This window comes from Blautia ammoniilytica (genome assembly GCF_025566965.1).
In the GTDB taxonomy this organism is placed as follows: Bacteria; Bacillota; Clostridia; order Lachnospirales; family Lachnospiraceae; genus Blautia_A; species Blautia_A ammoniilytica.
This window is the reverse complement of record NZ_JAOQJL010000018.1, coordinates 1-21,013: the sequence shown is the minus strand read 5'-3', so window position 1 is coordinate 21,013 and position 21,013 is coordinate 1. Positions and strand designations below refer to the sequence as shown.

The 21,013-nt window shown below is 50.2% G+C and carries 32 protein-coding genes; 3 read left to right on the top strand and 29 right to left on the bottom strand.

Going from position 1 to position 21,013, the window contains the following annotated elements; genetic code table 11:
* Positions 1–6 precede the first annotated feature (6 nt).
* The 26 genes from OCV61_RS10155 to OCV61_RS10030 all read right to left on the bottom strand — a co-directional run bounded on the left by OCV61_RS10155 (position 7) and on the right by OCV61_RS10030 (position 15,330).
* Positions 7–249 (bottom strand): hypothetical protein, encoded by a 243-nt coding sequence (locus OCV61_RS10155; RefSeq protein WP_151198873.1) that lies wholly within the window; start codon positions 247–249, stop codon positions 7–9.
* A complete protein-coding gene (locus OCV61_RS10150; RefSeq protein ID WP_158421706.1) occupies positions 233–658 on the bottom strand; it encodes a hypothetical protein in 426 nt (141 codons plus the stop codon). The genes OCV61_RS10155 and OCV61_RS10150 overlap by 17 nt, the downstream gene beginning before the upstream one ends.
* Positions 651–1,091 carry an ASCH domain-containing protein gene (locus OCV61_RS10145; protein ID WP_158421705.1) on the bottom strand — a complete coding sequence of 147 codons (441 nt, stop codon included), beginning with the start codon at positions 1,089–1,091 and terminating at the stop codon, positions 651–653. The genes OCV61_RS10150 and OCV61_RS10145 overlap by 8 nt, the downstream gene beginning before the upstream one ends.
* Positions 1,088–1,342 carry a glutathione peroxidase gene (locus tag OCV61_RS10140; protein WP_158421704.1) on the bottom strand — a complete coding sequence of 85 codons (255 nt, stop codon included), beginning with the start codon at positions 1,340–1,342 and terminating at the stop codon, positions 1,088–1,090. Before OCV61_RS10140 ends, OCV61_RS10145 begins: the two co-directional genes overlap by 4 nt.
* Positions 1,323–1,736 carry a VRR-NUC domain-containing protein gene (locus OCV61_RS10135; protein WP_262582786.1) on the bottom strand — a complete coding sequence of 138 codons (414 nt, stop codon included), beginning with the start codon at positions 1,734–1,736 and terminating at the stop codon, positions 1,323–1,325. Before OCV61_RS10135 ends, OCV61_RS10140 begins: the two co-directional genes overlap by 20 nt.
* An 89-nt stretch (positions 1,737–1,825) precedes the next feature.
* Positions 1,826–2,503, bottom strand: coding sequence for an HD domain-containing protein (locus OCV61_RS10130; protein ID WP_262582785.1), 678 nt, complete (start codon positions 2,501–2,503; stop codon positions 1,826–1,828).
* Positions 2,500–2,733 (bottom strand): hypothetical protein, encoded by a 234-nt coding sequence (locus OCV61_RS10125; RefSeq protein WP_158421702.1) that lies wholly within the window; start codon positions 2,731–2,733, stop codon positions 2,500–2,502. Before OCV61_RS10125 ends, OCV61_RS10130 begins: the two co-directional genes overlap by 4 nt.
* Positions 2,730–3,323 carry a hypothetical protein gene (locus OCV61_RS10120; protein WP_262582784.1) on the bottom strand — a complete coding sequence of 198 codons (594 nt, stop codon included), beginning with the start codon at positions 3,321–3,323 and terminating at the stop codon, positions 2,730–2,732. The genes OCV61_RS10125 and OCV61_RS10120 overlap by 4 nt, the downstream gene beginning before the upstream one ends.
* Before the next feature lie 330 nt (positions 3,324–3,653).
* Positions 3,654–6,386, bottom strand: coding sequence for a DUF927 domain-containing protein (locus OCV61_RS10115; protein ID WP_158421700.1), 2,733 nt, complete (start codon positions 6,384–6,386; stop codon positions 3,654–3,656).
* 4 nt (positions 6,387–6,390) lie between these two features.
* Positions 6,391–7,029 (bottom strand): DUF7768 domain-containing protein, encoded by a 639-nt coding sequence (locus tag OCV61_RS10110; RefSeq protein ID WP_158421699.1) that lies wholly within the window; start codon positions 7,027–7,029, stop codon positions 6,391–6,393.
* Between the two features lie 52 nt (positions 7,030–7,081).
* Positions 7,082–7,915 (bottom strand): hypothetical protein, encoded by an 834-nt coding sequence (locus OCV61_RS10105; RefSeq protein ID WP_158421698.1) that lies wholly within the window; start codon positions 7,913–7,915, stop codon positions 7,082–7,084.
* Between the two features lie 4 nt (positions 7,916–7,919).
* Entirely contained in the window at positions 7,920–8,189 is a 270-nt protein-coding gene (locus OCV61_RS10100) for a hypothetical protein (RefSeq protein ID WP_117689777.1), read from the bottom strand.
* Positions 8,189–8,647, bottom strand: coding sequence for a hypothetical protein (locus OCV61_RS10095; RefSeq protein ID WP_158421697.1), 459 nt, complete (start codon positions 8,645–8,647; stop codon positions 8,189–8,191). Before OCV61_RS10095 ends, OCV61_RS10100 begins: the two co-directional genes overlap by 1 nt.
* A 3-nt stretch (positions 8,648–8,650) precedes the next feature.
* Positions 8,651–9,100 (bottom strand): gp33 family protein, encoded by a 450-nt coding sequence (locus tag OCV61_RS10090; RefSeq protein WP_151164993.1) that lies wholly within the window; start codon positions 9,098–9,100, stop codon positions 8,651–8,653.
* 216 nt (positions 9,101–9,316) lie between these two features.
* Entirely contained in the window at positions 9,317–9,871 is a 555-nt protein-coding gene (locus OCV61_RS10085) for a MerR family transcriptional regulator (RefSeq protein WP_158421696.1), read from the bottom strand.
* A 12-nt stretch (positions 9,872–9,883) separates the two neighbouring features.
* Entirely contained in the window at positions 9,884–10,072 is a 189-nt protein-coding gene (locus OCV61_RS10080) for a hypothetical protein (protein WP_158421695.1), read from the bottom strand.
* A gap of 92 nt (positions 10,073–10,164) precedes the next feature.
* The gene (locus tag OCV61_RS10075; RefSeq protein ID WP_158421694.1) at positions 10,165–10,428 is read right to left on the bottom strand and encodes a hypothetical protein; all 264 of its coding nucleotides are present in this window, start codon (positions 10,426–10,428) and stop codon (positions 10,165–10,167) included.
* Positions 10,419–10,583 carry a hypothetical protein gene (locus tag OCV61_RS10070; protein ID WP_262582783.1) on the bottom strand — a complete coding sequence of 55 codons (165 nt, stop codon included), beginning with the start codon at positions 10,581–10,583 and terminating at the stop codon, positions 10,419–10,421. Before OCV61_RS10070 ends, OCV61_RS10075 begins: the two co-directional genes overlap by 10 nt.
* Positions 10,584–10,594: 11 nt before the next feature.
* A complete protein-coding gene (locus tag OCV61_RS10065; RefSeq protein ID WP_158421693.1) occupies positions 10,595–11,962 on the bottom strand; it encodes a DEAD/DEAH box helicase in 1,368 nt (455 codons plus the stop codon).
* Between the two features lie 13 nt (positions 11,963–11,975).
* Positions 11,976–12,890, bottom strand: a complete 915-nt coding sequence (locus OCV61_RS10060; protein ID WP_158421692.1) for a hypothetical protein — start codon at positions 12,888–12,890, stop codon at positions 11,976–11,978.
* The gene (locus tag OCV61_RS10055; RefSeq protein ID WP_118531304.1) at positions 12,874–13,068 is read right to left on the bottom strand and encodes a hypothetical protein; all 195 of its coding nucleotides are present in this window, start codon (positions 13,066–13,068) and stop codon (positions 12,874–12,876) included. The genes OCV61_RS10060 and OCV61_RS10055 overlap by 17 nt, the downstream gene beginning before the upstream one ends.
* Entirely contained in the window at positions 13,065–13,430 is a 366-nt protein-coding gene (locus OCV61_RS10050; protein WP_151165384.1) for a hypothetical protein, read from the bottom strand. The genes OCV61_RS10055 and OCV61_RS10050 overlap by 4 nt, the downstream gene beginning before the upstream one ends.
* Before the next feature lie 9 nt (positions 13,431–13,439).
* A complete protein-coding gene (locus OCV61_RS10045; protein WP_243278978.1) occupies positions 13,440–13,802 on the bottom strand; it encodes a hypothetical protein in 363 nt (120 codons plus the stop codon).
* Positions 13,803–13,913: 111 nt separating this feature from the next.
* Positions 13,914–14,705: a cell wall hydrolase gene (locus OCV61_RS10040; RefSeq protein ID WP_262582782.1), complete on the bottom strand. Its 792-nt coding sequence runs from the start codon at positions 14,703–14,705 to the stop codon at positions 13,914–13,916.
* A 27-nt stretch (positions 14,706–14,732) separates the two neighbouring features.
* On the bottom strand, positions 14,733–14,975 hold the full coding sequence (locus OCV61_RS10035; RefSeq protein ID WP_158421690.1) for a hypothetical protein: 243 nt from the start codon (positions 14,973–14,975) through the stop codon (positions 14,733–14,735).
* 172 nt (positions 14,976–15,147) lie between these two features.
* Entirely contained in the window at positions 15,148–15,330 is a 183-nt protein-coding gene (locus OCV61_RS10030; protein ID WP_118651291.1) for a hypothetical protein, read from the bottom strand.
* Positions 15,331–15,486: 156 nt separating this feature from the next.
* Between OCV61_RS10030 and OCV61_RS10025 the strand changes: the two genes are divergently transcribed.
* The 3 genes from OCV61_RS10025 (at position 15,487) to OCV61_RS10015 (ending at position 18,229) form a co-directional block, all read left to right on the top strand.
* Positions 15,487–16,023, top strand: a complete 537-nt coding sequence (locus tag OCV61_RS10025; RefSeq protein WP_256147290.1) for a helix-turn-helix domain-containing protein — start codon at positions 15,487–15,489, stop codon at positions 16,021–16,023.
* Positions 16,024–16,025: 2 nt separating this feature from the next.
* Positions 16,026–16,520, top strand: coding sequence for a hypothetical protein (locus tag OCV61_RS10020; protein ID WP_158421689.1), 495 nt, complete (start codon positions 16,026–16,028; stop codon positions 16,518–16,520).
* Between the two features lie 137 nt (positions 16,521–16,657).
* Positions 16,658–18,229: a recombinase family protein gene (locus tag OCV61_RS10015; RefSeq protein ID WP_151199240.1), complete on the top strand. Its 1,572-nt coding sequence runs from the start codon at positions 16,658–16,660 to the stop codon at positions 18,227–18,229.
* Here OCV61_RS10015 and OCV61_RS10010 read toward each other — a convergent pair.
* The 3 genes from OCV61_RS10010 to OCV61_RS10000 are packed head-to-tail and all read right to left on the bottom strand — an operon-like array spanning position 18,219 to position 20,576.
* Entirely contained in the window at positions 18,219–19,058 is an 840-nt protein-coding gene (locus OCV61_RS10010) for a TadA family conjugal transfer-associated ATPase (protein ID WP_158421688.1), read from the bottom strand. The genes OCV61_RS10015 and OCV61_RS10010 overlap by 11 nt on opposite strands.
* Complete coding sequence (locus OCV61_RS10005; protein ID WP_158421687.1) at positions 19,048–20,067, bottom strand: P-loop NTPase family protein; 1,020 nt, start codon at positions 20,065–20,067, stop codon at positions 19,048–19,050. The genes OCV61_RS10010 and OCV61_RS10005 overlap by 11 nt, the downstream gene beginning before the upstream one ends.
* Positions 20,064–20,576: a prepilin peptidase gene (locus OCV61_RS10000; RefSeq protein WP_262582781.1), complete on the bottom strand. Its 513-nt coding sequence runs from the start codon at positions 20,574–20,576 to the stop codon at positions 20,064–20,066. The genes OCV61_RS10005 and OCV61_RS10000 overlap by 4 nt, the downstream gene beginning before the upstream one ends.
* Positions 20,577–21,013: the final 437 nt, after the last annotated feature.

Sequence of the window (21,013 nt, the reverse complement as noted above, 5' to 3'; positions counted from 1 at the left end):
CCCTCCTTATCCTGCAAATATCGACCAGATCAGCATGATCGCTCCGCCGATCACGATGATTGGAACCATGGCTATCATTGCTAAGACTGTGATCAGCCCGATCGCCGTTGCGATGGCTTCTCCGACTCTGGTTTCGTCGCAGATCTCGACGCTTGGGCACATTCCGGTGCTCCAGTAGCATCTTCCGTCGCATCCGTACTTCTTGGCTCTTTCCTGCTGTTTCTTCAGTTCTCTACTCTGTCTGCTCATCTTCTGCCTCCTTTAGCTTCTGACCGCACCACGGGCAGTATGGATAGATCTCTCTGTCTTTTCTGAACGGATTCACTATGGCGCTCTGACCGCAGTTCGGGCATGCCAGCGTCTGGTCTCCGAAGCCGATCTCTTTGTTCTGCAGCGGCATGGCGATCTCTTTCTTGTCCTCTACTCTGAAGCATTTCAGCTTTCTTCCGATGATGTTGTGGTTGAATTCCACGCCTACTCCGTCATCGTCGCTGTACCAGACTCCGTGCAAGAATGGGATTCCAGCCCATTGTCCGATTTTATCGCACATCACGATTCCATATGCTTCTTCCTCCGGGCACCAGACCGGAAGTCCAGCCATTGTCTTCAGTTCTTTAATGGTGAGCGGTTCCTGGTTTATCGACTCTCTTTTACTCATTGGCGTCATCCTCCCAGTTCCACAATCCCTGTCTTCCCCTTGCCGGTATTGGTTTTTCAAATAGCACCGGATTTTCAAACACCCACGCGTATCTTCCTATCCGGTAGTCTCCGAACGCATACTCTGCGGGATTGCTTCTTTTCAGGTGATCTCTGAACTCCTTATTGATGTGGATGCAATTTACGAGGGTTGCTTTTCCGATGATTGATCCTCTTGGCAGGTCCTCGAAGTTATTCGGTGTGATTCCAGCTTCCTGGAAATGTCGGCCATCCGGATCGTCAATGTAGCATCCGCTTGTATAGTCCTTCGGGTTCTTCCCTGCGTGGATTAAAACTTCCCCGCGATAGTTGGTTTTCCAGGATCTCGTTTCGTTCATTTTGTGACCGCTTGCGATCAGTGTCGCCCATGGCTGTATAATGGTTAGTGCTTTCATGACTGCTCCTTTCTGAAAAGCTCGGCCAGACGTTCCTTGATTCTGTTCCACACGATCGGCCCGATGCCCTTGACGCCCTGCAGCGCTTTTTCCACGTCCTGAAGCTCTACTCCGGGCACGGATTCTTTTCCGTCTGCATATCCGTTCTTGTAGACGTCTGTCAGAAAGTCTTCCATCTGCTTGTGGTCATATCTCTTGATGTCTTTGTATTTGGTGCGGTTGATCATGTATTTATCTTTGGCTCTTTTCATATTCTTCCACCTCTCTGATTGCTTCCTCTGGCCAGCAGACGAACGCTGCGGTTCCGCCTGCGGCCTGGATCATCCTGGCTGTCTCCTCCTGCAGCTTGGATCTGATTCCGACGACTGGACGCTTGACCTCAAATCCGAAGTAGTGACCATCCTTTATGAACATGACGTCCGGGATGCCTGCCTGGCTGTATGCTCCCTGGGAGATCTTGGCCACGAAGGCATCCGGGTATCGTTTCTTCAGGGCTTCCTTGATCTTCGTCTGGTAGTAGCCTTCCTTCTTGATCAGCTTCCGAAGCTCAGCCAGCGCCTGCTTCTTAGTGCTTATCTGCTTTCTTTCCATGAAAGAAAGCATGAATTCGTTTTCGTCGAAGTCTTTTTCGTATTTCTCTAGCACGCTTCTTTTCCTCCTTTTCGGCCATCATCTTTCTGATGGCCTCAATCTGCTCTCTGTCGTCTCTTTCTGTGTTCATGGCTGCCCTCCTGTTAGATAGGCTCTGCCTCTGCGAATTCTTCCGGATCCTGCGCTGCCGGTTCTGTTCCGAGGTAGACGTCTTCCGGTTTCTTGTTTCCGGTGTTGGTCTCCAGGTAGCTTGTGGCCATCTGGTCTGCCATGTGCGTGAATAATACCAGCGGGTATTTCTCTGCGGCCTGGCAGTATGTCTGGATGATATTGGCTTCGCTCATTCCCATGTGCCATCTGATTGCGTATCGTTCCTCCATTGTCAGGTGGATAAACTCTGATGCCATCATGACTGATTTTTCTCCGTGTCCGTATGGGTTGCGGTCGTTCACGGTGTAGACCGGATACTGTTCCCACTTCTGGTTCGCATCTTTTCTCCAGCGCATCTCGGTTGCGTAGAAGTTCACCTTGCAGAGGTCATGGAGCAGCGCCACGATGATGATGGATTCCTGCGGGATGGAGTCTAATCTCATACCTGCAGCCTGGAATTCCTGAACGTCTCCGGTCGTGGTTCCGAGGCCAGCCAGGCAGTCGTAAACATTGAGCGAATGCTGCAGCAGTCCTCCCTCGCAGCTCATATGGAATCTGGTTGACGCCGGTGCTGTGAAGAAGTCGGTCTTCTCCAGGAAGTCGATGAGCTTCTCGATTCCTTCTCTCTTTGTGCTTCTTAATAATTCGATAAATCTTTCCTTGTTGGTCATCTGAATATTTCCTCCGTTTCTTTGTCCTTAAATGTGATCCTGTTCTCGATCGTCAGTCCGTATGCTCCGGCGATCGCTCTGATTGCTTTCATGGCTGCTCTGATGTCATACTCCCTGGTTGCCCGCTTCTTTGCTTTCGCAGTTTCCTTTTCTTCCCTGGATACGATTCCTACTGCCTGGTTGGCTGTCGGATCCGGATATCCTTCCGGGTTGTTTCCCTGGTAGTTCATTCCTGCCTCACCTCTTTCAAATATTTTTTGAATCTCTCCGTGTCTTCCTTATGCTGCGCATCGATTCCTGCCTGGGTGGGCGGCATCATCAAAGTGAACGATGGCTCTGAAAAGGAAACCCACACGCCCGCTTCCGGGTGCCATGTCATGCCTGGCAGCAGGTCGCTTGTCACTTTTCCGTCCGGTTCCTGGTGGATGTGCTCCAGCCAGTATGGCGCGTATATTTCATACTTGACTCGGTCTGTGTAATATCCGCAGGCCAGGTTCTCTGCTTTTGTCAGATTGAATTCTTCAAATACTGCACGCGTGACTTCCTTCTGGTGCCCTGCTGCCTTTTCCTCATCGATGATTTTCTGAATCTGTTCGACCATGCTTTTGGCTTTCGCTCCAGTTAGATCCGGACCTGTTTTCAAAATTCCGAGCACGATGATGTGTTTCATGTAAATCTCAAATTGTGCACGGATTTCCTCTTTCAATTTTGCATAAGGCTTTTTATATTTGGTTTTCAGGAGTTCCAGCGGCACGTTTTCCCTGTTTTTACGCAGGGTTGCGATGTCCTGGTTTAGTTTTTTCAGGTCTAATTCCACCATTCCCACTCCTTCCTGTTCCCACTTCTGCATTTTGTGAGTGGGAACGTGACAAACCCTTATTTTACGCGGGTTGCGCTGGGTGTTCCCACTGTTCCCACTTTTTTGAAATACACACCATGTTTTTATAGAATTTTGCATGTGATGCATGAAATTCGTGCATCGTGTGTAAAATTTTCCACGAAACAATAAATAAGTGGGAATTAGTGGGAACAGTGGGAACATATCTATTAAGAGCCGCGCGGTTGCTGGGTTTCTTGCGTTCCCACTTGCGTTCCCACTCGCGTTCCCACTTTTTTGAGTGGGAACATTTTCAGGCGATTTTTGCACCTGTTATTTGAATGGCAGTTCTTCTTCCATGCCTTCCGGCACGCTCATGAATCCATCTGAATCCGTGAATGATTCCTGCTCGTATTTATCAGCTTCAGATTCGATGTCGTCGTCCTTTTCGCTGAACTGTCCGATCTTGAATTCCACGAACCTGCAGCTTCTTCCGTCAAATCGTCGCTTCACTGAGTATCGCTGCTTCGAGTCGGATCCTTCGCTTGCCGTGGCGATCAGTCCATTGTCTGCCATGTATTTGAGCGTCTTCCTTGGACTGTATCCTGCCTTGGTCAGCGCCTGGTTCAGTGTTGATGGGAAGATATACGCCACGTTTCCGGATTCGCTCATGGTGCCGAGGCATGTTCCGATGGCCTTTTCTCCGAAGTATGCCTTGTTGGAGATTACCCAGTCGGTGATGAACTGCACGGCGTTTTCGTTTACGTCTCCGGATGCTGCTGCGATCTGTTCCTGAAGGATGGACGCTGCCATCCTCTTGGCTCTGTTCCAGGACTCCTGGTTGATTGTTATCTGTTTTTCATCGTCTTTCCCTTCTTCCTTTTTCGGATCCACTTCGGGCTCCGGTGCGTCCTGGCTATCAAAGAACCATGTATCTATCATGGCATCGGCCAGAGCGACCGCACTGATTCCGGCCACATGGCTTCCGCTCTTTCCCTTTGCTATGCTCATCACGTATCGCAGCATCTCATCGTATTTATCGCAGATGCTTTTCTCTGAAACCTTCAGGACGTGTTCGATGAATTCCGGGCCCGCCCATCCGAAGTTCTGCGTTGATTCCTGGTGCATGAGGCTGGCCTGTTCTTCTGTCTCAAATGGTCCGCCGTAGATTTCCAGCACACGGGTACTGACACCTGTCTGTGATGTATCTGTGGAGAGTGGTTCCTCGCCGGTTGCCATGGCTACGGTTCTCCATTGTCTCATTGTCTGCAGGCCGCCGCCCTTTGCGCCTCTGATCTTTCCGGTACCGGATGCGATCATGTAGATTGTCTTCTCCAGTCCTTCCTGATTCTTTCCGGCCAGCTGTCTCTCATCGATGCCGAGTGGCAGGTCGCAGTAAAATGCAGCGGTTCGCTCCAGGCCGACCTGGGTGGCGTTAAAGTTTACCATGAGTCGTTCCGGATCTCCCCAGGCTGACAGTGCTGCTTTTAATCCGGCGGTCTTTCCTCCTTTACTGGATCCCCAGTTGTATACGAAGAAAATTCTCTGTTTGATGATCCGCAGCAGGGGGGCTGCGAACGCTGCGGCCAGTATGAACCGGAACTTGTCACGTTCTCGGTGCGGCTGCATGGTGTCTTTCCATTTGTCAAAGGATCCGGTCTGGCAGTATGCCGCGGCCATTCCCTTCTGTGATGGATCAATGTCCAGAACAATGTCTTTGTCGTGTCCTGGGATGAATCGCTTCCCTGGCTGCCATCCGAAGCTGGACGTTGCATCTGCTTTCGTGATGATGTCGATGTTCTCTGCCTCCAGAGCCGATAAAAAACGGACGACCTGCTTTGCGTTTTCGCTTGTTACTGTGCATCCAAGGTCTGCCAGGACAGTGATGCCTCTGGCTGTGAAGATCGTTGATCGTGGGTAGATTGCTCTGTGCCACTCATCGTCTCTCTTGAATGCGATCTCTATTTTTTCTTCTCCGGTTTCCAGGCTTCGGAGCCGCTGCGTCAGGATGATCGGTGTTCTGCAGACCATGACCGGTCCGTATGTCTTCTCATCTATGTGGCTGATTCCTTTGTCTGAATAAATCCAACCTTCCGGCTGGCGGAGATTGACCGGTGCTCCTTTGATGGATTCCGGTATCACGTCTGGTTCTGCCAGGTCTATTTCTTCTGCCCGCTCCAGGAGCTTCTGGATCTTGGCTGCGCCTTCCTCTTTTCCGAATTTGATGAAGACGTCGCTCGGATCCTTGATTCCGCCTAGTGTGCTGCAGCTGAATTTGTAAACCTTGCCAATGAATCCACCTTCCCGGAGTCCCTGAATGACTTTCCGCATGAACGTTTCGCCGCCCTGGTCCGGTTCCTGGTGGATGTATAGCTTTAAGTCCTGGAGCTGGTCGCTCATGTTCGGCTTGAACATGGAGGCTCCCGGCACTCCGAGGGTGCTGATTTCCATGTACCACATGCTCTGCGTGTCGGACTCTCCTTCGACCAGGCAGGCGTATCCGCTCTGTCGCATCTGCGGGAGCCTCCATTCTCCGTAGAGGCATATCTTTCCACTGCTGCCGTATCTCCATCTGAATTCCTTACCTGCGAACCTCTTTCTATAGGTTGCCTCGGTTCCGTCTTCTTTCAGGTACGGGATCTTCATGTATGTGGTCTGGTCTTTTCTTTCTTTGTCGTTGCTGATGTGGCATGTGTCCCGGAGGAATTCCACCGGGAGCCTTTTTTCGAAGGCGTACTGCTCCATCGAATAGCTCCGGCGGGATGCTGCAGGTTTTTCTTTTTCTGGCATCTCCACATGGTAGTCTTCCATGATTCGCTTGTATGCGTCCTTCGTGCTGATGCCATTCATCTTGGCCACAAAGTCCACGTAGTTGCCGCCGATGTCCTCGCTGAAGCAGTGCCATCTTCCTGTCTTCAGATCTACTGAGAAGCTGTTTTTTGAATCGTCATGGAACGGGCAGAGTCCTATCATATGATCTCCGGTAACCTGCGCCCTTTTGACGACGCTTCTGTATTCTCTTTCATAATCGACCAAACGGTCGAGATCGACTTCTGCCGTGTTCATGGTGTTACCTCTTTTCTTTGCCTATGTATATGAACTGCGGCTCGATTCCCATCTTTGCCGCAGCAGCGATTTCAGCCTGCATTCCCTGACTGATCCATTCTTCTTCCGGACCTTCCTGTCTGATGATTACGATCATCTCATCGCAGCGCTTCAGTGCTTCCAGGCCTGCTGCTATTCCGTAGTCGCGATCCTGGGGATCGTTGTCATCCAGGAATCTTGGCCAGTAAAGATGCGGCGCGATTGGTATGTTTCCTCTTTCGTGCACCTCCCGGCATGCTTCCACGGCGTCCCTGATGTGCTGCTGCAGTTCCACTTCGTTTTTTGCTCTGTATTTACTGCAGACGTAGGTTGTCTTGGCGTGGATCGGCGCGAGGTTCTTATCTTTTCCTGCTGCGCACAGTCCGATGTATTGCCATGGGTGGTCCGGGCTCTCTCTGTAGATGGTTTCATAGACGCCCTCGCCTCCGATGATGTCTTCCACGATGCGGCTCTGCGTGATCTCGAACTCCTGATCCAGGCATCCGTCAGCGTATCCTTCCTGGCCGACGACCTCCCAGGCGAGTTCCTCTGTGATGATGTCTCCGTTCTTCAGGTATGCGGGATCCCTTCCGCACTGTATGAATTCCTTTAAGTTCTTAGCCATCGTTTACCTCCAATTCTGCAAGGCGGCCGTGGTAACCGCCCTGCGCTGTGGCTTAGTCAAATGGCAGCTCTCCGTCCTGGATGTCGCCTGCCTGCATGAATCCGTCGGGGCCGACTTCCGGAGTTGCTTCCATTGGTGCTGCTTCCTTGTAGTCATCTGTTGTGATCGCTACGCTCTCATAGCTCTGCTTCATTGCCTTGCGGAGCTCTGCGGTTGTCTTATAAAGAGCTTCTGGCAGCAGTCCTGTCTTTTCCAGCGTTACCTTGGAGTATTTGATTTTGTCCGCGTTCTCTACCACGTTCAGCTTGAATGTCACGATCATGCGGCTGTATGGGATGTGCTGCTGTCCCATGATTTTCTTCAGTGCTTTGTTCACGTCCTTGATAGATGTTGGCGGCACTGTCAGAAGATAAATGTCCGGGCGGTTGTCCATCATGATGTAAAGGCGGCGCATGTTCTTGCAGGCCTTGCCTTTTCCGTCGGATCCGAACTGGTTATAAGGGCAGGTGTCGCAGGTGCGGATTTCTCCGGTTTCTCTGTTGATGCCCTGTTTTCCATCCATGGAGCTGCAGTCCGGGTTCTTATTGATATTGCCATCCTCTCCTGCTTCTCCGAATTTCTGCGCCCAGTAGGCGTTCATGCGATGCGTGAAAATAATCACGCCGGTTACTTCCTTCATGACCTCCGGATCGTCCGGATCGTCTGTCTCGACCTCGAAGGCTTTTCCTCCGCCAGACGGGATCTTGATGTGCTTGGCATCGATGCCGCCATCATCGTCCAGGTCGTCGAGTTCATCTTCCAGCTCTGCTCTGAGTTCCTCATCCATCGCCTCCATGCCGGTTACGATCTTGAAGTTTTCCACGGTTGTCAGTTCTGCTTTTGCCATATTCTTATTCCTCCTCATCTGCTGCATCTACGGATGCGTTCTTTACTACTTTGGATTTTTTGATGCTCTTGACACGGTAGCGGTTTCTGATTCCGTCCTCGCACGTCTCTGTGATGAAGTATCCGCTCTCGATTCCTTTGAATACGCAGAGGATGTCTTCGGTGTCAATTCTCAGGACGATAGTGTCGCCCTGGTTCATTGCGTTGCCTTCTGAATCTGAAACTCTCACCTGTGTTACTTCGTGTACGGAGATTCCGCAGTTTGCTTCACTCATTACTCAGCGTCCTCCTGTTCTTCCTCTGCTTCAGCTTCCGGATCCGCTTCTGCGTCCTCGAACTGTCCCTCCAGATAATCTTCCACCGGTGTGGTGTAGCTGCTGACTTCATCGTATAAGTCGTGCATGATTCTGTCTGCCTGCGCTGCGAGCTTTGTCGCCTGGAGCACCAGGCCGATTGCTGCATTCTTCAGGCTGCTGGCTGCCTCGACCGCCTTGGCATCATCCTCTGTTGGAAGGATGCGCAGGAAGTCTTTCATGCTCTCATCTACCTTCTTCTGGTCGAGCTTCATGCCTGCGTAGAATTCTGAAGCGATACCGTATCCGTCGTGGCGGTTCGATACCTTCGATTTACTGGTTTCCTTGACCTGCTTGCAGGCAAATTCAAGGGCGATGTTTACGTTTTCCTCAAGCTCGCGCTCTGATTCGAGGCGACAATCAAATTCTAACTGTTCCATGGTTTATTCTCCTTTCGCTCTTTTGAGTGCTTTGTTGGTTGACTTGCGTCTGGCGATGTCGGTCATCTCATAGCTGCTTACGACCTCATCCAGCTCCGGCGGCAGCTCTCCGTCGTTTTCTTCGGCGATTTCTTTCATCGCGCTCTGCAGGGATCCTGCATTGACGGTTTCTTTGATGAGCTCGCCGAGGCCCTGTTCTCTGAGTACTTCGAAGAAGTCCAGGCCGCGTTCCTGCAGGTAGGCTTCTCCACGCTTGGAGTATTTGACCTTATCCTGGAGGCTGTAGATGTAGTCGCCGTATCCCTGGGACGGGATATCTTCGTCGATCATCATTTCTGCGATCTCTGCCTTCAGCTTATCGATGGCTGCATTGTTGTCCTTGGTGTCTTTGGCCAGCTGATCCTTCTTGTCGAGAAGTTCTTCGTACTGGCCGAGCATTTCTGTCAGTTTCATGGGTTTGTCCTCCTACTTTCTATTTTGAGTCCGCACTCTGTGCAGGCTGCTTGCATTTTCTTCTGCCGGAGCTCCTGTCTTGACATTGGTCTCCAGCATTCCTGTCCGCAGATCGGACATTTTACCGGGCTCCATTCCGGATGCCCTTTTGGGATGTTTTTCTTCATCGGCATCAGCAGGATGCCTCCGGTTTCGTTTTGGCCTCGCGGCCAAATCTTAACTTCTGCCATCGCTTTTCTCCCTTCCGTAGAGTTTGTATTTGATACTTGATTCTGACCGGTTCATCTTCTCTGCGATCTCTCTGATTGTGAATCCCTGCTTCCGGAGCATCTTCATCTGGCTTACTTCGGTCTGCGTCCAGTTGTATTTGTGTGATATGTCATTCTTCCTTTTTTCTTTAAACCAGGGGTACTGCATGAACAGTGTGTCATCGGTTACTCTGGCCGCATTCCAATCTTCCGGATGTTCTTTCATGTATCTGATGATGTCCTGCTGCCGGTACATCACGTATGGATTCTTTCGGACGCTTTTCAGTCCTTTGCGCTCCCAGTATTGGATTGTCCGGTTCTCAACTCCCAGGATCCGCGAGAGGGTGTTCCTGGTCAGCATGTCTGTGTTCGCCATAAATCCTCCAATGCCGAGCCGCTGCCTTTTAAGAAAGACCGCATTTTCCGACCGGTTCAGCTTCCTGGCTACCGTGGCGAGCGGATATGTTTCTGTTAATTCTTCGAGCCGGATCAGTTCCTCCTGGCTCCATGCCCTTCCGCCCATCTAGGCACCTCCTTAGCTTCCGTCAAAGTTCGGAATAAATCTCTCATCTAGTTTCTTTCCGCACTTTGTGCAGACTTTATATTGCGTCTCGCCGCTCAGGTTGAAGTACGGCTCTTGTCTTCTGAACCACTCGCCATGGTGTCTGCAGAATAGCTGCGCGATCCACGGCTTTGGATTATTTACTCTGCTTTCCTGTTTCATTGACTTTCCTCCTTCTCCTGAACGATGCAGGTTTTCGATGCATCGGCAGACCGTGCATCTTGCGCCAGTTGTTTGTTAGGTTGCGCAGCAGCTTAAGGCTTCTGTGCCATGGCTTTCGCGATTGCGCATGCTGCTTCATCTGTACTAAATCCATACGCCGCCAATGATTGAATCACCTGTTGCATTGGTAATGGTTCCGGTTCCGGATGTTCTGGTTCGAAGCGCTTTTCGTATTCCTTTATTTGCTCCGCCTTGGCATCCAGCGCCGCAGCTATGCTGGACGCTGCCTTCTCGTCCGCGGCCCTTGCTAATCTGAATGCCTGAGCTATCTTGCGGCCGATTTCTTTTAATAGCATGACTGAGCTCCTTTCGTGATGCGATTGTTCGGCTCATATTTCAGCTCTATGGATCTCACTTCTCCATCATCGTCTGTGTGAACCTTCATGTCCGTGAGGTTCAGTTCCTCTACGACGTCTTTCAGTGGCTTTGTGTATACGTCATTCAGTTTCATCTCTCTACCTCCTATTCAAAGTACGCGCGCCAGTCATCCACGACCGTCTTGGCCATGTCTTCTTTTCTGGCCAGCGCCTTGCCGATCATCTCATCCACGGTTCCTTCGGTCTCCAGGTCGATGTATGTGCATGTGTTTCTCTGGCCGATTCGGTGGATCCTGGAGAGGCTCTGCTCATACGTGGCGTAGTTGAAGTTCTTTGAATAGTAGACGCATGTATCTGCAGCTGTCAGGGTAACTCCGACGCCGAGGGTGTCGATCTGTCCGACGATGATCACGGTGTCCGGATCTTCCTGAAACTGTTTGATGATCGGTCCGCGGTCTTCCTTCTTAATCGCTCCGTAGATGGCCACCTGCTTCTTTCCTGTCTTCTGGAAGGTCTTATCTATCATTTTCATGATGGCGGTTACTTCCGGGATAAACCTTGCGAAGATCACCAGCTTCTTTCCTGCGCCTAGTACGTAGTCCTCGATGATATCCTGGAGCGCATCCAGCTTCGCTGTGTTGACGAGCTCCGGCTTGTCGCTGTCGTCCGTGACCAGGAAACCTCCGGCCAGCTGCTGCAGTCTCAGGAGCCTTGTCAGTACGGTTGTGGCCGTGATCTTGTCTCCGTTGGATAACTCTGCATAGCTGCTTCGCTTGATCTGGTTGTATAGGTCTTTTTCCTTTTTGCCGAGCTGGACTTTTCTCTTGATGAACGTCTGCTCCGGCAGGTCGATTGCTTCTTCCTTCGTGATTCTGAATGCGATCGAATGCTCTTTTCGGATCAGACCGTCCAGGTCCTTGTATCCGACGATCTGCTTTCGGTTGAAGCCTCCCATGATCGCGTACCGGTTTCTGAATTGGTAGAAGTTCCGGCCGAAGATCGAAGCGTCCAGGAACCGGTACTGACTCCAGATGTCGATTGCGTCATTCTGTACCGGTGTTCCGGAGAGGATGAGCTTGTACCTTGCCTGGTCTCCTAGCTTATGTATTGCTTTGCTCTGCTCTGCGTCGTGTGTCTTGATTCGCTGGCTCTCATCGCATATAATCAGGTCAGCGTCGTATTCCTGGAGCTTCTCAAACAGTCCATCTCTCCAGGTTGATTCGTAGTTGATCACGGCGACCTTGAGCGCTTTGAATGGGAACGCCTGCAGGTCTTCAATCATTCGGATCCTCTGTTGCTTCGTTCCCAGGAGCGCCTTGCAGGTCACTTTGAAATCTGCGACCTCTGCGATCTCTTTTGGCCAGACCGACACGACGGACGTTGGTGCGATTACCAGGACTCTCTGGATCGCGCCTTTTTCATATGCGGCTCCTGCGATGGCAATCGCAGTTCTGGTCTTGCCGCATCCCATTTCAAATAAAAGACCGAAGCCCTTATTTGTGTTGGCTGCCATTTACTTTCCTCCTTCACTTATTTACTACCGGCTCCAGCTCCTGGAACTCGGCTCCATCCATCAGCTCTCTGTCTTTCAGGATGTCTTTTCCGCTTATGCTTCTGATTCCCTGGTATTCGTAGTCCTCATTCTGCCCGCGGTTGTATCGTTTGTTATATTCCGGATTCTGCAGCCGCTCGTATTTTCCGCGCGTGGCCAGCGCTGTCCGGTTCAGCTTCTCTGCGATCAGTGTGAAATCGTAGCCTTCGTCTACCATGCGGCATAAGGTTTCCACCTCGTCCTCCGTCCATTTTCGGGGGGGGCACCGCACGGGCTTCTTATTGATTCCAAGGTCTAGGATCCTGCGCTTGATAGCTCCTTCCGAATGTCTCAGCTCTGCTGCCAGGTCGCTGTATGTATATGTCCCTTTGCTGAGCAGGTACCGGAGCTTGTCGTCTTCCGTCTTCGTCCATGCTGCGTTGTGCTGGCCGTGAAGCTGCAGCTTTTTATAATCTGCCTTGCGCTTCACATCCACCCAGTCCGGTTCTGCTCCGAGACCGTATTTCTCAAACCGGGAGAAGTCCAGGATGCTCTTGTTATCCTCGGCCCATTTCCAGAATGCATCGATGTCGATCACCCTGAACCGGTTCTTCTTCACTACGTGCCATTTGACCGGCAGCCCGTACCGGATCAGCCTGTCGCTGGTGTAGCCGAGCATGTTCTTTCCGTAGATTGCAAGCATGAGCTGGTTCAGGGATATCCTTGTGTCTCCGGCCAAGTGTGCGCCGCATCCGAGCCGCTGCGCTCTGACGATGATTGCATTCTCTGATCGGCCGAGAGCTTTGGACAGTCCTTTGATGGAGACCGTGCCCCATTTATCCTGCAGGTAGGCTTCCTCTTTCTCGGTCCACTGCTTCTTTTTCCTGGGTGCATCAACGAGTTTTCTCATAGTCCAGGCACCTCGATTCTTTGAACGCGCGCGCCATCATCTGAGCTGTTTCGCCTTCGTAATTGCCGCACATTCCTTCGTTATCAATATCCGCATAGACTCTCCTGAAGAAGTCATCAAATCTATTGTTTGCGTAGTCTTTTGCGAATTCCTTTGGAATCTCTAACTGTATGATCATCGTCTCCTGCCTCCCTTCGTGCTCATATGTGGGTAGTCGCGGTCTGCGTATGCTTCTCTGTCCCAGGAGAGCTTCTTTCCGCACCAGTGACAGTGCGTGTGGCCGACCTGTGTTCTCTTGCCGCAAAGCGGGCAGGTATAAAGCCCTGCTGCACGTCTGACCGCCATTGCTGGCTGTTCGTACTTCTGGCTCATCTCTGATGCCTGAGCTGTTGCTTTGCTGTAGTCTGCGACGATGTCCGCTGCTTCTGTCAGCGCATCCAGGTCGTCGTTCCATGACTCTCCACCATATTCGTTCCGGGCGATCTCTTTGATTTTGCTCTTGGTGATCTCCAGCTGTTCGATGATTTCATCGTATGTCATAGTTGCCTCCTATTCTGATTTCAGTACCTCTTTGGGATCTGCGAGACCGAACGTCAGGAGCGCCATGTTGGCTGCTCTCACCTGGTGTTCGTAAAGACTGCCCTGCACCGGGTATTTGACCAGGGCCTCCGGTTCCTTCTCGACTCGCATCTTATCTACGGCTCGCTGTGTTTCATCCAATCGCTGCCTGTAGCTTTCTATGGCCGGTGGCAGTCTCACGATTTTGGAGAGCTTGTCCAGCAGTTCCTTGCTGCAGTCTCCGATCATCATGTTCTTGCGCCGGTCGTACTTCATTGAGTTCCAGGATTTTATGATCGCCATCTGTGTGTTGTCCACTTCGATCAGCATGATCTTTCCGTCCTTCATTGCCATTTTCAATCTTCGTTACCTCTTTTCTGCTTCCGATCTGAGCCAGGCACGCACTTGTGAAGCGCTGCTGGTACCCATCCGTCAGCTTGACTTCCATTCTGATTCCCATTGTCCTCACTCTTTCTCTGTGTAGAAGGTGTGCGCTCCGTGTGTGAATAACTTCTGCAGGTTCCTGCTATGCCAGGTGCTTTCGTCGCTGGCCTTTTCAAAGTAGAGGGCTCCTTGACTTTCATCCCAGTGTTCTACTGTGATCAGCTCCATTGCCTTCATGCAGTCGGCGTCCGGCTCCACCTTGTCATATCTGCCATTGCTCACCGGTGTGAATGCTCCGTCCTGCATGATCACTTCTTCGATCGTGTCCGGGAATCTTGCATCCCATACTCGGTTCAGAACTACCAGCATGACCAGTGCCTTGCCTTCGGTGTCCTCTGATTCAGCCTCGGCCATTGCGATCTTCTCTAGCAGGTAGGCGTCGTTTGCATCAAAGTCCATGCTATGTATCAGCCCTGTCCGCATTTGCTCCTGGTAGAGCTTCCATTCTGCTTCCTGGTCCTTCTGGTACTGTTCCTGGTAGTCTCTGATCATCTGAGCTTCCTTCTCTGCTTCCTCTCGCTCCCGCTGATGGTATGCATCTCTTTCTCGGCTCATCTGTTCGTATTCTTCCTGGGTGTACCATTGACCGTTCTCCGCCTGGAATCGGTAGGGCTCATAGTCGTCTGGATCCGGGAGTGGAGCTGCTATGCACCAGGCTCCCATGCCTGCGATAAGTACTCCGATGCAGATTCCTGGCACTGCCTTCCTCAATCTTCGGATGATTCGTTTCCGGCGTCTTCCTCTCTTTATTGTTTTATTGATCTTAGCTCTCATTGCTTTCCGGCGTTCATCCTCTGTCTGATACCTCTGCATCTTACTCACTTCCTTCTTATAAATTCTTTAATTTAGTAGTTGACTTCCGGAGCTGTTTATATTGCTCTCTAGGCTTGGCTGGGCCCGGCAGTCTGTGACAGGTTCTCCATAGGGTTGAAGAAGAACCTGTCCGCTGTTTGCTCCCTGAGTATTGTGTGGGGTAGCCGTATAGCTGTTGCCTGCAGTGCGGTCTGTTTCATCGCCGCCATCCGGGTGTATTACGCACCCACCAGTCCATGCTCCGGATGTTCTCTCTCCTGGTGTTCTCATCTGCCTCCTAGCCGCCATTGTTTTACTTGGGCTCACGCTATCTCTCCCAATTACGACGGTTGGCCGCAGGCTCCGGTTATCCGCCGAGCGGATTTATTGCATCGGCTCCGCCAGACCAGACAGTTTTTATTGAGGTGTCATGCTTCCTCTTGCTTCTTATTCAGTTGTGTGTTTATGCCAGCGCTGCTGCTTTGGCTGTATCGTCAATGGCTTTCTGTGCTTCCATTCCGGCCATGAATGAGTTTGTCATCATTATGACGAGAGTTCTCTTTTCCTCCGGAACGTTCGCGAGGGTTGCTGCCATCTTCTCAGCGTCTCTGAGCTGCTCGGCTGTGTATCTCTTAGCTTTTGCCATGGTGTTTCCTCCTTCCGTTTGGTGCGTTGTTTTGTTGTCTCTGCGATTATTATATATTGTCAGCGCGGTATCTGTCAATACTTTTTTGTTGCCTTTGCGATTTTTTGTTGACAGTGCGCTATTTTTAGCTTATAATTCAGGTGTGGAGGTGAGAAAATGAACATTGGCGATCGAATAAAAAAAGTAAGAAAATCGCTTGATTTGACGCAGGAGGCGTTCGCTACCAGAATTGGTTCTGTTCAGAATACGATTACTGGATATGAAAGTGGACGACGTAATCCGTCGGCTCCGGTGATCTCTCTTATTTGTAAAGAATTTAATGTCAATGAGGAATGGCTCCGAAATGGGACCGGTGAAATGTTTAACCCGGAACCGTGCGACGAGTTAGATTCTCTGGCTGATAAATTCAACCTGAGCCACGGCGAGTACATATTCCTTGAAAAATATTTGAAACTAAAACGTGAAGAGCGCGACAATGTGTTTGATTTTATTATGGATGTGTGCTCTGCGATCGGAGACTCTGGCGTTTCTGGTACCGCCGACGCCGCTCCTAGATCTTCGGTTCCTGATATCGACATCGATGCGGAAGTCGAAGCATACCGGCAGCAGCTTGAACTTCAGAAAAAAGCGGCGGCAGAATCGTCTCTCTCCAGTGGTGGAAACGACGAAGGGGCAGGTAAAAAGGAGGCGTAGTCGTGGGATTCTTCAGCAGAATTTTCTCGCGGCAAGCCGAAGCCGAACCTGCGGCTCCAATCGTGAAGCTGCCGAATGATCGCATCCTTCGGTATAAAATAACCGGAAAAAACCCAGGGACCAGAAGACGCAACACGAGGCGCGTTCTTTGTGGCTCCTGGGAGGCGATCTCCGATGTGGAAGCGCGCACAGGCTTGCTTCCTCCGTTTACTCATGAACTGGAAATGCCAGAAGTTACGGAGGCTCAGCTTGAGCTTATGAAAAAGTTAGGAGTTCCGATGCTTGACGGGATGTATCGCGCTGATGCGTCAGCTCTGATCCAGCACGCTCTTGACGAGAAGCCGCTGTTTCCAGACCGGGGCCTGCCGCGGCCAATACTTCAATTTTTAATCGATAACAAATTGCTTTTATCTTCCTGGCTGACTCTGTCAGATCTGGAAGATGAATTAGTGGAAAGTTTTCCCGGATTACGGGCTCTGATTAAGAATTGTAAATAAAAAATCGCCCGGTGCTGCGAACACCAGGCGACCTGTTCTTCCTTGCGGAAGCTGTAAACTCTACGAATAAATTTTACAGCGTTTCCGATAAATCCGCAAGGGTTTATTTTTTATACTCTTTTTTGGGAGGTGGGACGATGAGGTTCTTTTCCTACGGACGAAAATCCGTATTTTCTGATAAATCAGATTCAATCGATAATCAGTTCCGGATGAACCGGGAATACTGCGAGTCGAAGTTTTCCGGCCAGGTGGATTCCTGGCAGCAGTTCTCTGATGAAGACTTCACCGGTGCGAATACGTCCCGGCCAGATCTGCAGCGCATGCTGTCTTTTATAAAGGGTGGCTTCTGCGATGTCCTGGTAGTCTATCAGCTGGATCGTCTTTCCAGGGATGTCCGGGACTTTGCGAACATTTACGCGCTCCTGGAGGAGCATGGCGTGATGTTCATCTCAATAAAGGAAAATATCGACACCACGACGCCGATCGGGCGTGCCATGATGTATGTCACGGTGGTCTTCGCTCAGATGGAGCGTGAAACCATCGCGGCCCGTGTTACGGATAATATGCTGGGCCTTGCTAAAAAGGGATACTGGACCGGCGGCAATCCTCCGGTTGGTTACGTCAGGAAGCATATTGTTGTGAATGGGAAGAAGCACTGCTCCATTGAGGTGGATCCGGACGGGGCTCGCTACGTGACGCAGATCTTCGATACTTTCCTGGCTTATAACTGCAGCCTGCAGGGTATGGAGACGCGATTCAAAAACCAGGGCATCCGGACGCAAAGCGGGAAGTTCTTCTCGACCACGCAGCTGCATAAAATGCTGACCATGCCGTATTGTGTCGAGGCAACTCCGGAAGTGTACGACTTCTATGCCGCGAAGGGCTGCATCATGGATCCTGGCTCCCCGCGTGAAATGTGGGACGGATCTGTCGGTGTGATCATCTATGGCCGGTCGACGGAGAAAAACAAAAAGCACCAGGCGCAGCCGCCGGAGAAGTGGACCGTGTGTCTTGGAAAGCACAAGCCCTTCATGCCTGCCGAGAAATGGCTCGCGGTGCAGTCCCGGTTTACTCAGAATAAATGCATCAAGGATGCAAAGTGGCCGGTGCCTCTCCTGAAGGGCGTGCTCCGGTGCAAGTGCGGAAACTTGATGCAGGTCTCCAGGAAGAAAAAGGTCGACGGTACCTGTTCTTCCTGGTATTACTGCAGGAAGCGAATGAGGCAGGGTGTGGATGCCTGCGACATGGGGCAGATCAAATGCGATCTGCTGGATGAGAAAGTCCTGGAGCTATTCCGCGGCATCACTGCGGATCCTGCCTTGATTCAGAAATTCGTCAAAGCGGAAGCTCCGGCCGATGTTCCTGATCTGAAGGCTGCGCAGGCTCGCGTGTCTGCCTGCGAGCGTAAAATCGGCCGCCTGGCTGCATCGTTAGCTCTGGCCGAGGATTCCGCTGCATCAAAATATATCATCGCGGAAATGGAACGCTTGGACGTTGAGCTGGGCGCTCTGAAGCGTGAAGCCTCGCTGGCCGAGATGGAAAGCCACCGGGCTGCTGCCAGTGCGAAGGATGCCAAGGCCACAGCTGCGGAAATCGCGAAGCTGATTCATGGCCTGGATGGCTTCGACGACAAAGAAAAAAACGCGATCGCTCGCGCTGTAATTCAGGAGTGTACTTGGGACGGGGAGCGGCTTTTTATTAAGCTCTAAACCTCACTATTTCATAATGGTGGGGTTCAGGACGCATCCTCAAAGCCGTCTTGATCAGATCCCGGATGGTCACTGCCCCGGCTCCGTTAATATTTGCCATCTTCGCCTCCAGACGTACCAGATTGTCAATTCCCTGAAGCCTTAATTCTGCACTGTCCTCTATGGTGATGATTCTTTCATCTGCCGGAATGTATTCCGACAATGCCCCCAGAAATGTGGTTTTTCCACTTCCTGTACCACCGCCAATAATGATAGAATATCTGGCTCTTACAAGTGCGTTTAAAAAATCCGCACATTCCTTAGTCAGACTACCCAATGCAATCAGCTTTTCCATTGTCACCGGTTTGTCAGGAAAACGTCGAATCGTCAGAATAGGTCCATTTAAAGCCACCGGCTGAATCACAGCATTTACTCTGGAGCCATTTTCCAACCGTGCATCCACAATAGGCATGGACTCATTTACCACACGGTTGCATTTTCCTACGATCTGCTGGATCACATCCTCCAACTTCTCCTTTGATGTGAAAGATTTATCCCATTTGATCAAACGTCCGGCTCGTTCTACAAATACAGAATCCGGTCCATTGACCATAATCTCAGTAACTGTCTCATCCTCGATCAGTTCCTGAAGAACATCCAGCTTGCGCACAGAGTAAAATAGTTCCTGGCGCAATTCCACCTTTTCCTTCAAAGTAGTAAATGAATCTCGCAGGTTAGTCAGGATCAGTCCATCGATTGCTTCCAGGATTTCTTCATCTGACAATTCCCGGCCCATGTCCAGCTTCTCCATGAGCATCTGCCGTAATCTGCCAAATTTGTCATCGCTCATTCTCATTCTTCTTTACTATTTTTCTTACATAATCCCCAAGTTCGCTCCATAAAAGCCCTTCTGTATAAGTTTCCATGGAACTGTTTCCCATATGAAAAGGCGGTTTTACCTTTATAATCTTTGACAGCACCTGTGAAAAATCCCAAACCTTCAGAAGATTTTCAAATTCTTCCAGCTTACATACAGATATGCTGTCTGCCAGCACCGGCATATAAATCTGACTGCATAGATCCAGCATCTGGAATGTACCATCTATGCCCGATCCTATATCCAGGATCAGGATCTCATAGGAGCTGTCCCTGACGATTTCCCGTATCAACTGCTCCCAGTCCTCCCAGGCTGTCCCACGGATATCTGCCGGTGTCTGTACCGGCGGAATATAATCCAGATTATTCACTGTCTGTATCATCCCATTCATCCGGTGGATCAGATTCTGACTGCCCTGCCGCACATAATATAAAAGATCACTAAGATTATGGTCATACTCCTTTCCCATTAACCTTCCAAAACCTGAATACTCCTCCAGGTTCAGGTAAAGAACCGCCTTTTCTCTGGCCAGCACCTGCCCAAGTGTAAGTGCAAAGGATGTTTTCAGGCAGCGACCCAGTGGAGAATATACCCCCAGAACCTGTGTACATTTCTTCAATACAGGATAAACAGTGGGCTCAACTGCCTTTTCTTCTCCATAACATGCCATCACTTCCCTGATCACATTGGCTGAAGACTGGTACTTGTACACACTTGGATATTGATCTAATTCTGGTGGATGTACACCTTCCGACAGAATTATGATCTTTCCAATATCCAATTCCCGGACTCTCTGGCACATTGCCTTCCCGGAAATCAACAGCAACTCAATATGTACTTTTTCCCCATAAGCAGTCAGACTATCCACTGTAGTAAATGCCTGGATCTCAAAAGGAATATTTCTCTTCTGATTCAGATATTCCATAAAATTCAGGGCATAATCCACCTCAAGGTCACACACTGCAAAAACATTCTTTTTCAATACACACCTCCTGCATACAACAGTACACTTAAAAATACCGGTACTGTAAAATGAAAATTTTCCAAAGGTAACATCCCCTTTTGGTAATAGGGCTTCCTTTTTCCGGTTCTGGCCGTCTGGCAGATATAACTCCAAAGATACAGGAATCGCTGGCAGATATTGCCGTTAGATATAAGCAGTGCAGCTGAAATGGCAGCGCCAATGAACATGGCTCCAAGAATACATTTCACGATTTCCCCTGCCCCAATAATTCCTCCGATCACAGACAGCAGTTTAATATCTCCAGGTCCCAGCATACGGAATACAAAAAGCCACCCAAGCAGGATGACAGGAATCAGGGCGCCAGTAAAATACCAAAATACACCTATGATTCCATTTGCCAGGATCCGCATTGCCAGGCCTGCTGCCATGCAGAAAAGGATCCAACCATTATCGACCCTGGCGGTACGCAGATCCATCACTACAGCGGCAGCTGCCATCATTACCGGAATCCCGGTATAGAAAAACATGAATATCACCTCGTTTCTCATGAGTGATTCAGATTTCTTATCGGGTGTACATGCTCATATAAAGTTCTTAAGTAAAATAGGAAAATTACCGTCTGAACTGACGGTTCTCGATACCGGAAGATATCCGGTGGATCAGCAGATCTAAGATTCGCCCCTGCTGATGAAAAGAGTATAGAACAGTATCCTGGATTTGTCCAGTATATTTTTATGTATTTATTCTAAAAAAACAATAAACTGCAAGAACCATTTCACAGATTGTTCATTTCGTCATATACTTTAACATAAATATAGCAAGAATTCTCCTTCCTCTGCAGGTGGGAGATGAATTGCGAAAAAGCGAAAAGAACGCTTGTTCTGTGACACAATCCGTGGTATAATAGAGTCAGTCGAAAATATAAATTGTTAGAAAAAGGACTGATTTGTATGGGAAAAACAGA